The following is a 14501-nucleotide window of genomic DNA, read 5'->3' as shown; positions in this document are numbered from 1 at the left end:
TCGGCGGGTCGAGCGCGACGTGGCCGGCCTCGACCGGTATCTGGCCCGCTTCATCGCGGGCTCCGACATCAAGACCGAGATCATCAACGACAACATCGTCCTGACCGGCTCCGTGCTGACGCCGCAGGACGCGGCCAAGGCGGCCAAGCTGGCGGAGATCTTCGTCAAGGGCGGTGACGCCACCAGCCGGGAGACGAACTTCTTCTTCGGCCGGATCGGCAACAGCCAGATCGTCAACCTGCTCGAAATCACCGGCGGCGACCAGGTGATGCTGAAGGTCACCGTGGCCGAAATCCAGCGTTCGGTCATGAAGCAACTCGGCACGAGTGTGTCGGTCAGCGGCGACACCGGCGCCGCCGGGATCACGTTCGGCGTCGTCAACGAAGGCAGTTTCGGCGCCCACGGCAAGCGCATCACCAATGCGAACGGGCTGTCCCTTGGCGGCAATTTCAGCAATCTCAACCTTTCGGCGCAGTTCCGCGCCATGGAGGAGGCCGGCGTGATGAAGACGCTGGCCGAGCCGACCTTGACCGCCGTCTCCGGCGAGAAGGCGATCTTCCGGGCCGGCGGCGAATACAACATCGTCAACGGCTCGTCGATCGACGATAACGGGCAGGTGGTCGTCAATTACCGCCAGATCGATTATGGCGTCGGCCTCGAATTCACGCCCGTCGTGCTGTCGCCGGGCCGGATCAGCCTGCGGGTGCGCACCTCGGTGTCCGAGCCGACGTCCGAAGGCTCCGTTCCGGGCCTTGCCGGAAACGTCAGCGTCCTGTCGCTGCGCAAGCGGCTGGCCGACACCACCGTCGAGTTGCCCTCGGGCGGCTCGATGATGATCGCCGGCCTGCTGCGCGACGAAGTGCGCCAGGTCGTCTCGGGCTTTCCGGGCCTGTCCCGCGTGCCCGTCCTGGGCGCGCTGTTCCGCAGCCAGGACTATGTCCGCAACGAGAGCGAACTGGTGATCGTCGTCACCCCCTATCTGGCCCGGCCGGTCGCCCCGGCCAGGCTGGCCAGACCCACCGACAACTTCAATCCGCCCACCGACGCGCAGGGCGTGCTGCTCGGTCATGTCAACCGGATCTATGGCGGCCGGAGCGAACAGCTGCCGCCCGGCCGCTACCACGGCGCCATCGGCTTCATCTACAAGTGACCGGAGTTCAGAGCGCCATGTCAGCCAACACGTTCAAGACGATGACCGGTCTTCTGCTCGCGGGCGGCCTTATGGCCGGATGCGTCTCGACCGACCCGATAGCCGTCGGCTCCGTCGCCGACGACTACCGCACCAATCATCCGATCATCGTGTCCGAAAAGGAGCAGGCGCTGGACGTGCCCGTCGCATCCGGCGCGCGGACGCTGAACGCGGCCACCATGAGCAACATCACCGCCTTTGCCCGCGCCTTCGACGATGCCGGCACTGGCGTCCTGCACGTGCTCCTGCCCGTCGGTTCGGCCAACGAACACGCCGCCAAGCGCGTGCGCGGCGACATTCTGCGCGCCGTCGAGCGCGGCGGCGCCAGCGGCGGCGACGTCTCGATCCAGCACTATGACGCGGCCGCGCACGGCAGCGCCGCCCCCGTGCGCCTGTCCTACCGGGGCATCGCCGCTTCCGTGCCGCACGCGTGCGGGCAATGGACCGGGAACCTGATCGACACCAGGCTCAACCGGCACCACAGCGACTATGGCTGCTCGCTTCAGAACAATGTCGCCGCGCAGATCGAAAACCCGGGCGATCTTCTCGGTCCGCGCGCCATGTCGCAGATCGATGCGATCCAGCGCGGCGTCGTCATCGGCACCTATCAGGACGGACCACCGGCCAAGGCGTCCGAGGTCGAATACTAACGCAGCGGCCGCGCCGGCCGGCCGGCCCTGAAACCGAAGCGGAAGCAAGTGACATGTCCGATACCGCTCTGAAACAAGATTTCGACGCCCTGCCGGCCGGCCCCTCGCACGACGAGGTCGCCTCGCTGCGTGATGTAAGGCCGGTGCCGCGCATTTCCATCCAGGCCTTCTGCGAGACGCAGGCGATCGCCTCGACCATCGAGCTCATGTCCGAGGACCGGCGCATGGCCAAGGCCCAGACCCGCGTCTACATGGGCGGGATCGGCGCGGCGGTCGAGTTCTACCAGAGCGCGCCGACGCCCAACCTGATCTTTCTTGAAGCCACATGCGGGCCCGAAGAGCTGATGGTGCTCCTGAACGAGCTCGCCGAGGTCTGCGATCCGACCAGCCGGGTCGTCATCATAGGCCATCACAACGACGTTTCCCTCTACCGCGAACTGATCCGCACCGGCATTTCCGAATATATGGTCGCCCCGGTCACCATCGCCGATCTGATGAACACCATCTCGACACTGTTCGTCGATCCGGAGGCCGACCCTTTGGGGCGCGCGGTCGCTTTCATGGGCGCCAAGGGCGGCGTCGGCGCCTCGACCATCGCGCACAATGTGGCCTGGGCGATCGCGACCCTGTTCCGGAACGAGGTCGTGGTCGTGGACATGGACCTGCCGTTCGGCACGGCCAACATCAATTTCGACCAGGACCCGGCGCAGGGAATCGCCGAGGCGGTGTTCTCGCCCGAGCGGCTCGACGAGGTCTACCTCGATCGCCTGCTGGCCAACTGCGCCGACCATCTGGCCCTGCTCGCGGCTCCCTCGACGCTCGACCGCTCCTATGACTTCGACGCCAACGCCTTCTCCAATCTGGTCGACATCGCCCAGCGCACCGCGCCCGCCGTGGTCCTGGACGTGCCGCATGCATGGACTGGCTGGACCAGGGCGACGCTGAGCCAGGCCGACGATGTGGTCGTCGTCGCCGCGCCCGAGCTTGCCAATCTGCGCAACACCAAGAACCTGATCGACACGCTTCGCGCGCTGCGCCCCAACGATTCCCCGCCGCGTCTGGTCGTCAACCAGGTCGGCGTGCCCAAGCGGCCGGAGATTTCGGTCGGCGATTTCGTCGATCCTCTCGACCTGGACCCCGCGGCGGTCATCCCGTTCGACCCGCAGCTCTTCGGCAATGCCGCCAATTCGGGCCGCATGCTCGCCGAGACCGAAGCCGGCAGCCCGATCGTGGCCACGCTCGGCGAGCTTGCGCATATCGTCACCGGCCGGACGACGGTCGCGCCGAAACACAAACCCGGACTGCAGGGCCTGCTCGCACGCCTGAAGAAGGGTTAGGGACAGGGGCAGCACATGTTCGGCAAGCGAGGCACATCGTCAACGCCCGGCCACGCGTTCGGCGGCGATCAAGGCCCGGCGCCCGTCGAGACGCCCGCGCCCGCGCCCGCGCCCCAGGCGGACGCCGCGCCGGCCGCGAGCGCTCCCAGGCCGGTCGAGGCACCGGCTCCGCCGCCGCAACCGGCCGCGCCGGCGCGGCCCATGTCGCAGCGCAACGAGTCCTATTACGACACCAAGACGCAGGTCTTCTCGGCGCTGATCGAGACGATCGACCTGTCGCAGCTTGCCAAGCTCGACGCCGATTCGGCGCGCGAGGAGATCCGCGACATCGTCAACGACATCATCGCCATCAAGAACTACGCGATGTCGATCGCCGAGCAGGAAGAGTTGCTTGAGGACATCTGCAACGACGTGCTCGGCTACGGTCCGCTGGAACCGTTGCTGGCGCGCGACGACATTGCCGACATCATGATCAACGGTCCCGACAAGGCCTATATCGAGGTGAACGGCAAGGTCGAGGCGGCCGACATCAAGTTTCGCGACGCCCAGCAGCTCTTGTCGGTGTGCCAGCGCATCGTCAGCCAGGTCGGCCGGCGCGTCGACGAATCCAGCCCGATCTGCGATGCGCGCCTGGCCGACGGCAGCCGCGTCAACGTGATCGCGCCGCCGCTGGCCATCGACGGCACCGCGCTGACCATCCGCAAGTTCAAGAAGGACAAGCTGACGCTCGATCAGCTCGTCAATTTCGGCTCGATCTCGCCGGAGGGCGCAACCCTTCTTCAGATCATCGGGCGCGTGCGCTGCAACGTCGTCATCTCCGGGGGGACGGGCTCCGGCAAGACGACGCTGCTCAATTGCCTGACGCGCTACATCGATGCCGACGAGCGCGTCATCACCTGCGAGGACTCGGCGGAACTGCAACTCCAGCAGCCGCATGTGGTCCGGCTTGAGACGCGCCCGCCCAACCTTGAGGGCGAGGGCCAGATCACCATGCGCGACCTGGTCAAGAACTGTCTGCGCATGCGGCCCGAGCGGATCATCGTCGGCGAGGTGCGCGGCCCGGAAGTGTTCGACCTGCTGCAAGCCATGAACACCGGCCATGACGGCTCCATGGGCACGATCCACGCCAACTCGCCGCGCGAGTGCCTGTCGCGCATCGAATCCATGATCGCCATGGGCGGCTTTTCGCTGCCGCAGCGGACCGTGCGCGAGATCATCGTCGGTTCGGTCGACGTGATCGTGCAGGCGGCGCGCCTGCGCGACGGTTCGCGCCGGATCACCCACATCACGGAGGTGATCGGCATGGAAGGCGACGTCATCATCACCCAGGACCTGATGCTCTACGACATCCAGGGCGAAGATGCGGGCGGCAGGATCGTCGGCGCGCACCGTTCGACGGGCATCGGCCGCCCGGCGATGTGGGACCGGGCGCGCTACTATGGCGAGGAGCAGCGGCTGGCTTCCGCCGTGGATGCCATGGAAACGGTGCAGGGCTAGGCAGGGATAGAATGTCCGATGACGATCGCATCAGGGGGCGGCCATGACCGTTCTGGGCGTTCCGATCAACGTGATCGCCATCTTCGCGCTCGCCGCGCTGGGCGTGGGCGGCATTCTTTATGCGCTCTTCTTCAACCGTCTCGAACGGGAGGAAAAGGCCGGCAAGCGCCTGGCCGCCGTCAAGACGGCGCGCGGGGCGCGCGCCGCCCATGTCGCCGCGGCCGAGCGGCCGAACGAAAGCCAGCGCCGCCGCAAGCAGGTCAGCCAGTCGCTCGATGACCTAGAAAAGCGCAACAAGGACCGCGAAAAGCACATCACCAAGCCGCCGCTCAAGATGCAGATCAAGCAAGCCGGCCTGGAAATGGACATGCGCGCCTTCTACGCCATGTCGGCGGGCGCGGGCCTTGCGCTGGCGGCGATCGGGTTCGTGGCCGGCATGGGCATGCTGGCCGTTCCGGCCCTGTTCTTTGCCGGCGCCTTCGGTCTTCCCCGCTGGGTCGTGGCGTTCCTGCGCAAGCGCCGCATGAAGCAGTTTCTCGACGAGTTCCCCAACGCGATCGATGTGATCGTGCGCGCCATCAAGTCGGGCCTGCCGCTCAATGACGGCATCCGCCTGATCGCCAACGAGGCCAAGGAGCCGGTGCGCGCCGAGTTCGGGCGCATCGTCCAGGCCCAGCAGCTCGGCGTGCCCACGCCTGAAGCGTGCCTGCGCATGTACAACCACATGCCGATCGCCGAGGCGAACTTCTTCGCCATCGTCATCCAGATTCAGCAGCAGGCGGGCGGCAACCTTTCCGAGGCGCTGGGCAATCTCTCAAGGGTGCTGCGCGCCCGCAAGCAGATGAAGAACAAGGTCGCCGCCATGTCGATGGAGGCCAAGGCCTCGGCGGCCATCATCGGCGCGCTGCCGCCGGTCGTTGCGTTCCTGGTCTATCTGACGAGCCCTGAATACATCATGTTGCTGTTCACCACCAACACCGGGCTGTTCATCATCGGCGTGTCGCTGTTGTGGATGTCGATCGGCGTCCTCGTCATGCGCCAGATGATCAATTTCGAAGTGTGAGGCGCGCCGATGATTGAGACGATCGTTGAGACGGCCACATCGCCGCAGTTCGTCTTCGCCGTGCTCGTTTCGGTTGCCGTGTTCGCGACCATCATGACGCTTCTGACCTCGGCCATGGGCGGCAGCCAACTCAAGACCCGCATGCGCCTGGTCGCCACCGAGCGCGACGAGATCAGGGCGCGCGAGCGCGCGCGCATGGCCAGCGAAAAGCAGTCCGGGCGCGGCTCGCTGCGCGTCGACGAGACCAGATATGCGGGCATCAAGGGCTTTGTCGACCGGCTCGACCTGCGCAAGGCGCTGGCCGACGACGCCACCGTCAGGAAGCTGCGCATGGCCGGGTTCCGCGGTCAGCAGCCGCTGAACCTGTTCTTGTTCGCGCGCTTCATGCTGCCGATCGCCTTCTTCCTGGTGGCGGCGTTCTACGTTTTCGGCCTGGACAATTTCACCGGGCACTCGGCGATGATGCGCTGGTTCATGTGCATCGGCGCGGCCTATGCGGGCTTTTACGCGCCCAACCTTTATGTCAGCAACCTTGCCGGCAAACGCGGCGACTCGATCCGCAAGGCATGGCCGGACGCGCTCGATCTGATGCTGATCTGCGTGGAATCGGGCATGTCCGTCGAGGCGGCGTTCAAGCGCGTTTCCGAGGAGATCGGCACCCAGTCGGTTCCGCTTGCCGAGGAGCTGGTCCTGGTCGGCGCCGAACTGTCCTATCTCAGCGAGCGTCGTCAGGCCTATGAGAACATCGCCGCCCGAACCGGGCTTGATTCGGTGCGGGCCGTCTCCCAGGCGCTGATCCAGGCCGAGCGCTATGGAACGCCCGTCGGCGCGGCATTGCGTGTGCTGGCCAATGAAAGCCGCGAGCAGCGCATGACCGAGGCCGAAAAGAAGGCCGCTGCCCTGCCACCGAAGCTGACCGTGCCGATGATCGTTTTCTTCCTGCCGGTTCTGTTCGGTGTGATCCTGGGGCCGGCGGCCATCCAGATTTCGCAGCAGGGCGGCATTTTCGGCGGCGGCTGACCCGCCGCCTGCTGGAGCGCTTTCGCTTTTCGCTCAAGCGCTCAAATCGCTGAATCGCTCCAAGTGCTTGTTTGGCGGCAATTGCCGATGCGAAACCGGTTCTCACACCGGACCGGGCCTCCACTGGCGAACGCCACCGATCGTCCTCGGCGCTTCGGAATCATTCACTCGCTGGTTTCCTAGGTCCCTACCCTATTGATTTTCATTAGTTTCTTGGTGCGGCAATTTACGCGTACCGTCAGAAATGCCGTCAGAAAATAGCGCTCTTGAAAACAAACTATAAATGGAGTGTGCGTCGCGGCATCAATCCTTCCGGCCTAATCATCAACTCGTACTCAATTCCAGGCTTGAGAGAAAGTCCGCAGGCGCTGCGCCATCAGCCTGCTGAAGATCAAATCTAGGGCACGCAGCGATCTTGAATTGCTGTTTCAAGGGGCGGCATAAGTCATTGACAGATCGACGTAATCTGTACGCCCATCGTTTCGTAAAAGCCGGCTGAAGCGCGATCTGACTCAACCCGTCACGTTTACCGGCTCTTCCCCTGCGTGAACCCCTCGAAGCTTGAGAAGGATGGCCATCCCTTGGCGGCGTTCAACTTGGCTTGGCGAGTCTTTTTGATCCGCCCTTGGAGATACCCACACAGATCGTCGAAATCCTCCATTGAAAGCAGCTTCCATTGTGCTCCGAACTTGTGCTCGATATTCTTGGAAATCGCTCCATAGCTGAATTTCCGAGCGCGGCTCGGCTCCTTAGATGCAAACCCGTTGTAACGCTTAATAAGGTGCTGCACATATCGGCTCGCATCCTGATCGGCCCCAATGGTGCCGGCGGGGGCCGCGATTTCGACATTGCGGCGCGCTGTCTTCACATGGACGGTGCTGCCCACAATGGCGCCCGGACTATCGACAACGACATTCCCGCTGTTGTTATTCACCTCGAGGCGTCGTGCTGCATTGAGCAATATCTTGGCGTAGAAGGCATCCGTAGCCTGCTCCGGCCGACCAAGTTGCGCCTCCTGGATGGCCTTGATTTCCTGCAACGCGTCGACGGAATAGAGACCCGGCTCCGCATCGACGATCTTGTGATGTCGGCGGCACAACAGGATCAGGTTGTCGAAGGTGTGCCGATCCGCTTCCGACTGAGTCTCATCGAACCGTGGGCCGCCCCTGCTTTGCGCCCGAATGTGACAGATCTCTCCGGTAACGGTTCCCCCATCTTCGACGATCGGTAACGAGCAACCGGGGAACGCGCATACGTTTCCGGATAGCGCGAACAGTCTTCGTATCGTCTTTTCCAATGGCCCCGACAAACATCCCTCCGGATCCCGTTGATCTACCCACACATATACACCTGAACCGAAACTTCTGTTCAGAACTCTTTATTTCTGTTCTGAAAATGGAAAGATATGCCGAAAAAATCTAAGGGCTAAGCAGTCGACGCTCTGCGGACCGTTTTGCGTTACGTTAAGAGCTACCGTCAGCTTTGCCTGAACGCTTGGTGTCTTCAACGCATCGGACCGACCGGTAAGCTCGGCAAACCGACGCACGAGACGCGCATATGCGGCTCCCACCGGCGCCATTCCGACCCCCGGTTTAGCATTCGCGTGCCCTTTCGTTTTACTCTTCTTGAGCGTGTTGCGCCGCTCGATTTGCACGGTCGGCCAAACTCGAACATCGCTCCATCAGCGTCTCGAACGGCTCGGCTTCCTCGAGGAGAAGCCCATCGTCAACCATCCGCACGTAATCTTCTGCAAGAGCTGCCGCAGCTTCGCCGGCAGGAACGAGCTGCAAACCGCCATTCACCGCCGCCGCGTAGTCGATCTGAGTTCGGTCGGCAGCCTTCTCGGCAAAGAACATCGCCTTGTGTCGGGCCACGGCGTTGGCCAATTCACGATCTGCGAATGCAGCATTCGAAAAGTCGGCTTCATCGAGACGCACGACGTCATGCCAGTGCCGCGCGAAGCGATCCCCGCGGAGCCGTTCCTGCAGGCAGAAGACATGGATCGCAGTCGCCTTCTCCCAAAAAGTCCGCTCGGCATGCATGACCCGAGGCGGGGCGCTTGGAAAGACCACGCCATCCACCAATCCCGCCGCATCACAGGTAACATCGCGCAGGCTCGCCGGCTCGCCGGTCGAGCGAGCGCCGAATTCGAGCATCACACTCGGAGCCACATAACCCGAGCCCGCCGTCGTCGCCTCATAGTCGATAAAGAGCTTCTCGCCATCGACCCGAATCGCGGCAGACAAGGTTTCGTCCGCCAGGGCTTCGGCGATGACAGGTTGAACAGCCCCCGCCACCCATTCCGGAAGGCGCTTGCGCACCTCACTCGTCCAGCGCTTTTCCTCGCTCCGCGTCTTCGGCAATGCTTCGTCGTTGTCCCCGATGAGATCGGGCGCGAGCGCGCGAATGTCGTAGGTCAGGTCCACGTCCTCGGAAAACCGCCGGATAACGCCGTAGGCCTTCGACAGCGAAGTGCCGCCCTTGAAGACTAGATGTTCGCCGAGCGGCGAGCCGTAGAGCGTCGCAAGCGCCCACACCACCCACACATCCTTCTCCAGCAGGTGCGCCGGTCGGCCGGAGCGGTCGGCAGCGACGCTCAAGGCTTCCCGGCGGTCCTCGGCCGGAAGGAGGACGAAGGCGTCAGCCATGCGCGACCCTCCCCACGCTGCGCGCGAGCCAGGTCGGAAGCTGAGGGGCCGCTGCCACCAGTTCGCTGAACGCGGCAGGCGGAAGCTTACGCTTCAGGGTCTGGAGAGCGGACTCGGCCTTCTCCGGTCCGAGCCAGGCCAGCGCTCGCACCGCCTGTCCCGCCGGCCGGTGGGCCATTGTGAGTTGCCAGCGCGGCGCGTGGCGGAGCTCGACGATCTGTTTGCCGAGGCTCATCTTCCGGGTGCGCCCCGACGTCAGATAGACAGACCGGACCGGCACCTGCGTCGTTAGCCCGAGACTGTTGGCAGCGGCCGCACCGCTCGAGACGATAACCTCGCCACGCTGGGCGGCGATCGCCTCGACAGCTTGCTCCACTGACGGCGCTCTGGTGCCAAACCGGTTCGTGACCGGCAGCAGGTAGACGCCACGTCCGGCCCGGATCAGTTGCTCCCGCTTGGCCAAGCGCGACAGGGCCTGATCCACCGCGGCCCGATTACCAAGGTGAAGCAAGCTCTTAGCCGCAACGGGCGTACCCTCCGGCAGCCGCTTCGCGTGTTCAAGAATCTGGCCGGTCAAGCGCTGCATGGCTATCCTCCTGTCAGAAATATATACGATTTTCTGACAATCTTCAAGGCAACTCCGAACACCGATTTCCCAAAGCGTTCAATTCGCTTGCGATGAGACACTTAATACATTATCGTTTCATCTGCTCCACGGAAATGATTCGTTGATCGATACGCCGCCCTTCCCCCAGCGCGCCCAAGCCCTCTTCTCGGAGAAGCTCGGCTATGGCCGCCGCTGGAAGACGGCCGCCGCCGAACAACTCGGCATCGGTCGCGCCACCCTTTACCGCTATCTTGCGGACCCACAGGGCGTGGCGCCGGACGTCCTGGCCAAACTTGCGCAACTTGAGGGGCCCCAGGCGCCCGCCCACGGCGTTCGCGAGATGGTCACCCTCATCGCCAGTGCTCTCGTCCAAATCCAGGCCAGGCTCGACGCCGAAGGGTGGCTGAAAGCGCCCTATCCACCGTCTGTCCGACGGGTGTTCGATCTGGGGGCTGCCCGCAACCTCACGGACGGACACGACGTCTGGCCTACAGATCTTCACGGCCTGATGCGCCGCGCCCAGGAACCTCTTCTCCGCTGGCTCCCGGATATCAGCTGGGATGTCGGCGGCGACTATTTCGCCGTACGGTTGGTCGAATCCGGTGAGGCGAGCACTGCGTGCCGCGCCTTGGCCCTACCCGGAGGGGATCCCGAATCCGAGATCGACGAGAACCTCGGCTACGAGATGCTGGTCAGCCTCTGCCGCGACCGGGTGGATGGTGAGGAACTCTACCGGACCTGGCGGAAGACCGTCATCGAAAACGTGGTCATGACGAGCTGGTCCGCAGCGATCCTCATGGATCCGCTGCTCGCAACCCTCGAACGGTCGGACGAAATCGTTGAGGCCTTCTATGACCGAGTTCCCGAAAGCTTCGCGATCAACGGCGAGCTGCCGATCTGCACGGTCAGCAAGACGATCCTGCGGCGCGACGGTCGCGCCTTCCACACCGAGTGTCGCCAACCTGAGGCAATCCGCAAAGCCCGCGAAGGCATTCACGCAACGCTCAAGTACCGCCCCGGGATGCTCTATTTGAAGCGTGCCTTCCGCACCTTCTGGGTGCTTCCGGGCCTGGCGGAACTCGCGCTCAAAAGCGGGCTGGATGCCCTGGGCTGGAAGACGAAACTATGGCCGGCCCTGGATCGGGTCGACCTTGTGGCGGTCGCGCCGGACGGCCGCCGACAACTCGCCATCGACGTTAAGGATTATATCTCGCCGGCGCGTCTCGCCAACCGCTTCACTGGCTTCAAGACCTTCGAGGCCGACCACCACTGCTACCTGGTCATCCCCGACTACATCGTCGAGATGGACCCTCGCTTTGAAGCTCGATTCGAGGCTCTGCGCGCGGCCAACGGCCGCCCGGCCATTGCCCTCTCTACCGTATCCGATCTTCTCGAAGAACTGACGCCATGAGGACGGATCGCGCCTTCCTCTCGGCTTACCGCAAGGCGCTTCGCAGCACCGACCCCGCCGCGCGCAACCTCCCCGCCACAGAGGACCGTACACTCGGGCTCACCGAGCTATGCCTTCATTTCCTGGCGCGCCACTGCCCCGACGAGGACGTATCCGCCCTTCCTTATCTGTTGCTTGGTTATCCAAAGGTCGTGACGAATGGCGCCGATCCAACCTTCCTGCGTGATCTGACCGGCCTGCGGCACCTGGCGGGCCCATACATGTCGGCCTCGGCCTGGCTCGACGCCTGCCGGCGGCACGGTCTCATGCCCGAAACCATGCGCTGCTACGCCATCGACGGCCGCATCCCGGCCCTGCGGCGCAGCGCACCCGAGGGCGTGCTCGCCGTCCTGACCGCCCATCTGGAAACCCCGGTGCCCTGGATTACCCGCGTCCTGCAGCGGGCCAGCACCGGCGACGCGCTGGTCCGCACCAACCGCGGCGAGACCCTGCTCGCTTACCAAATCCCGGCGGTCGATCCGGAGGCGTCAGCCGCGACCGAGCATGCCCTCCCGCGCCGGCACCGGCATGAGCCGATCACCTTGACGCTGGCGCAGTTGCAGGCCACCGCCGAAACAGTCGATGCGCGCGAAGCTCGGCCGGACTGGCCCTCGACTCTCCCGCCGCTTCGGCTACGCGACCGTCTCAATAAACTCAAGCTCGAGGGCCTGAAGGAAGGTTTCTTCGACGGCGAAACACTGACCTTGGACGGCGCCGTGCATATCCTCGGCATGCTGTCCTCCGGCAAATCTACCTTGGTGTGGCTCATCGTCCTGGCCCTGACCCTCTCCGGCGAGGACAAGCGCATCGGCATCCTCGTCACCGACACCATCCAAGGGGCGACCCTGGTCGCCCGCCTGCGGATGCATGGCGTCGAAGCTACGGTGCTCTCAAGCTTCTACAATCGCGACCGCCACCTGAACTCCATCCACTGGCAGCAGGGTTTGTCTTCCTCGGGATGGTCGGTGTCCGCCGTCGGCGACGTCGCCGAGAACTTCAGTGTCGCCTGTCCGCTCGACGGCTTTCAACGCGATCCGGTCGTCGTCCGCGGATCGCGCCAACGGCCCGCTTTCCCCACCTTCAGGGAAAAGCCCTGCCACCGGATCTATCAACGCCGCCGCGACGCCGAGCTCGCTGAGGATGAGGCGATCGACGACGACGATGACGTCGGCGCAGAGCACTCCTGCCCCCTGTGGGCGCAGTGCCCGGCTCAGGAGCAGCAGCGCAGCGCCGTTACCGCTCAGGTCATCGCCCTAACGCCCCAGGCCTTCGTCCACATGACGCCGGACAAATGGACCTCGGCGCACCACCTAACCCTGCCGGAGCTGTTCCAGCACACCCTCGACCTGATGATCGTCGATGAGGTCGACTCCGTCCAAAAGACCCTCGACGACATCTTCGCGCCGCGCTCGCCGATAATGGGCGACGAGCGCGACGTCTATGCGCCGGCCATCGGCGCCAAATCATCTGAGGCGCTGCGCGAACGCAGCGGCGTCCAGTTCCGCAGTCAGGTGAACTCGCGCTGGCAGGCCAACTTCCACACATTCTATCGTCTGATCGGAACCCTCTACGCTCTTCTCCAGAACGAACAGGCCCATCTCGCCGATTTCTACCGAAACACGCCCTTCACCGCCGGCGGCATCCTCTATGAAATCTGGCGACGTCGGCAGGATGTACAGGGCCTCGCCCGCCCCGGTCGCAGCTTCGACGATCCGGACTTTGAAGAGGACTTCCTCGAGGTCATCAAGGCCGCCGCAGGCATCTCGCGCTTCTCGCTGGGATCGGCCATCAGCCGTGACGAGGCCGAGGAACAGGCCGACGAGGTGCGGCAGACCTTCCGCAACCCTGCCCTCCAGGCCGCCAGCGAGACCCTTCAGGCCATTGCCCGAGACATGGTGGTCAGCGACTACTACGAAGTCCTGATTGAACGGGTCTGTGGTCTCCTTGACGGTCCGCTCGCGGCATTCGACGCCACCGGCGACCCTGGCAACAAGGCCGCAATGAGTCCCCACGGCAATGCGCTCGCGCTGTTACTGGCCGTCGTCACCGACCTGGTCCTGTCCCACTATTACTGGCTGGTGAAGACCCAACCAGCCGTGGCCACCGACCTGGGGATCGACGACGCCCAGCTGCTAAGCCAGGCCAGCAACCTGATCCGCCACTACCGCACGCTGCTGCCATCGAACCCGGCCGGAGCGGTGTTCGGGCTGCTCTATGACGAGCCCAGTGAGGAACGCCGCGACACGATGGGCGGCAAGCTGACCCTCATCAACCACCTCGGGGTTGGCCGCCACCTGCTCACCCACCTGCATGATCTGCTCAGCAGCGAAGGCCAGGCCGGGCCCCATGTGCTGATGCTCAGCGGCACCAGCTGGGCCGGTGGCGCTCAACGTCAATTCAATCCGAAAACAGGCAAGCCCATGGATTGCGCGTCGCCGAGCTTCGACGTGCAAATCCCGGCCAAAGGCGTGCTGCTGCAGCCCCAGGCCGAGCTCGACGCGATCAGGCGCTCTGTCTTCGAGCTGGTGAGCGTGCGCAACGAGGAGGGACGGCAGGTTCGGATTTCAGGCCTGCGCGAAGCAGACCGGCGCAGGGCCTTGAGCGGCGTGGCCGCCCGCCTGTCCGCGCGTCGCGACAACCTCAACCTGATCGAGGAGAACTGGCTGCGCATGGCCCGTGAATGGGGCGAAGAGTATCTGCGCGGGCGACGCCGGGCCCTTCTGGTCACCAATTCCTACGCGGACGCCGCAGTCGTCGCCGACAGACTGCTCGAGAGTCTCGAGACCCACGGCTTCGCCGACTGGCGGGTGTTCGGCTTGACCCGTGACCAAGCCGATGACGCCGGCGCACCGGACGATCAACGCCTGCGACGCGCAAGGCCGCTTCCCCGCTCCCTCATCGAACGCTTCGGCGAAGAGCCGGAGAAATCGATCCTGGTGGCGCCGATGCAAGTGATCGCCCGCGGCCACAATATCCTTAATGCCGAAAGCCGCGCGGCGATCGCCTCCGTCTATTTCCTGCACCGACCCCATCCACGACC

Annotated in this window: 11 protein-coding genes; 8 read left to right on the top strand and 3 right to left on the bottom strand. The window is 64.3% G+C overall.

Annotated elements, in window-relative coordinates; translation table 11 throughout:
* The 6 genes from AC5E6L_RS08375 to AC5E6L_RS08350 form a co-directional block, all read left to right on the top strand.
* A partial coding sequence (locus tag AC5E6L_RS08375) for a type II and III secretion system protein family protein (RefSeq protein WP_491772582.1) occupies window positions 1–1150 on the top strand: 1150 nt, incomplete at its 5' end.
* A 17-nt stretch (window positions 1151–1167) separates the two neighbouring features.
* Window positions 1168–1839, top strand: a complete 672-nt coding sequence (locus AC5E6L_RS08370; protein WP_491772580.1) for a CpaD family pilus assembly protein — start codon at window positions 1168–1170, stop codon at window positions 1837–1839.
* A 53-nt stretch (window positions 1840–1892) separates the two neighbouring features.
* The gene (locus AC5E6L_RS08365; protein WP_491231035.1) at window positions 1893–3176 is read left to right on the top strand and encodes a CpaE/TadZ family protein; all 1284 of its coding nucleotides are present in this window, start codon (window positions 1893–1895) and stop codon (window positions 3174–3176) included.
* A gap of 15 nt (window positions 3177–3191) precedes the next feature.
* On the top strand, window positions 3192–4673 hold the full coding sequence (locus AC5E6L_RS08360; RefSeq protein WP_491772578.1) for a TadA family conjugal transfer-associated ATPase: 1482 nt from the start codon (window positions 3192–3194) through the stop codon (window positions 4671–4673).
* 43 nt (window positions 4674–4716) lie between these two features.
* Window positions 4717–5736, top strand: coding sequence for a type II secretion system F family protein (locus tag AC5E6L_RS08355; protein WP_491772576.1), 1020 nt, complete (start codon window positions 4717–4719; stop codon window positions 5734–5736).
* Between the two features lie 9 nt (window positions 5737–5745).
* Complete coding sequence (locus AC5E6L_RS08350) at window positions 5746–6756, top strand: type II secretion system F family protein (protein ID WP_491772575.1); 1011 nt, start codon at window positions 5746–5748, stop codon at window positions 6754–6756.
* Between the two features lie 526 nt (window positions 6757–7282).
* Here AC5E6L_RS08350 and AC5E6L_RS08345 read toward each other — a convergent pair.
* From AC5E6L_RS08345 to AC5E6L_RS08335, 3 genes are all read right to left on the bottom strand, one after another.
* Window positions 7283–8053 (bottom strand): HNH endonuclease signature motif containing protein, encoded by a 771-nt coding sequence (locus AC5E6L_RS08345; protein WP_491772573.1) that lies wholly within the window; start codon window positions 8051–8053, stop codon window positions 7283–7285.
* Between the two features lie 319 nt (window positions 8054–8372).
* Window positions 8373–9404, bottom strand: coding sequence for a nucleotidyl transferase AbiEii/AbiGii toxin family protein (locus tag AC5E6L_RS08340; RefSeq protein WP_491772571.1), 1032 nt, complete (start codon window positions 9402–9404; stop codon window positions 8373–8375).
* Window positions 9397–9990, bottom strand: a complete 594-nt coding sequence (locus AC5E6L_RS08335) for a DUF6088 family protein (RefSeq protein ID WP_491772569.1) — start codon at window positions 9988–9990, stop codon at window positions 9397–9399. Before AC5E6L_RS08335 ends, AC5E6L_RS08340 begins: the two co-directional genes overlap by 8 nt.
* Window positions 9991–10132: 142 nt before the next feature.
* Between AC5E6L_RS08335 and AC5E6L_RS08330 the strand changes: the two genes are divergently transcribed.
* Both AC5E6L_RS08330 and AC5E6L_RS08325 read left to right on the top strand, forming a co-directional pair.
* The gene (locus AC5E6L_RS08330) at window positions 10133–11422 is read left to right on the top strand and encodes a pPIWI_RE_Y domain-containing protein (protein WP_491772567.1); all 1290 of its coding nucleotides are present in this window, start codon (window positions 10133–10135) and stop codon (window positions 11420–11422) included.
* Window positions 11419–14501, top strand: a 3083-nt coding sequence (locus AC5E6L_RS08325) for a pPIWI_RE_Z domain-containing protein (protein WP_491772565.1), incomplete at its 3' end; no start/stop codon positions are given. The genes AC5E6L_RS08330 and AC5E6L_RS08325, both read left to right, overlap by 4 nt.

The organism is Roseitalea sp. (assembly GCF_984466335.1).
This window is presented reverse-complemented; position numbering and strand designations above follow the sequence as displayed.

Bases quoted from the DNA above. Each gene is read 5' to 3' on its own strand.
- AC5E6L_RS08355 (WP_491772576.1), top strand. From the start codon at position 4,717: ATGACCGTTCTGGGCGTTCCGATCAACGTGATCGCCATCTTCGCGCTC.
- AC5E6L_RS08340 (WP_491772571.1), bottom strand. From the start codon at position 9,404: ATGGCTGACGCCTTCGTCCTCCTTCCGGCCGAGGACCGCCGGGAAGCC.
- AC5E6L_RS08350 (WP_491772575.1), top strand. From the start codon at position 5,746: ATGATTGAGACGATCGTTGAGACGGCCACATCGCCGCAGTTCGTCTTC.
- AC5E6L_RS08370 (WP_491772580.1), top strand. From the start codon at position 1,168: ATGTCAGCCAACACGTTCAAGACGATGACCGGTCTTCTGCTCGCGGGC.
- AC5E6L_RS08360 (WP_491772578.1), top strand. From the start codon at position 3,192: ATGTTCGGCAAGCGAGGCACATCGTCAACGCCCGGCCACGCGTTCGGC.
- AC5E6L_RS08335 (WP_491772569.1), bottom strand. From the start codon at position 9,990: ATGCAGCGCTTGACCGGCCAGATTCTTGAACACGCGAAGCGGCTGCCG.
- AC5E6L_RS08365 (WP_491231035.1), top strand. From the start codon at position 1,893: ATGTCCGATACCGCTCTGAAACAAGATTTCGACGCCCTGCCGGCCGGC.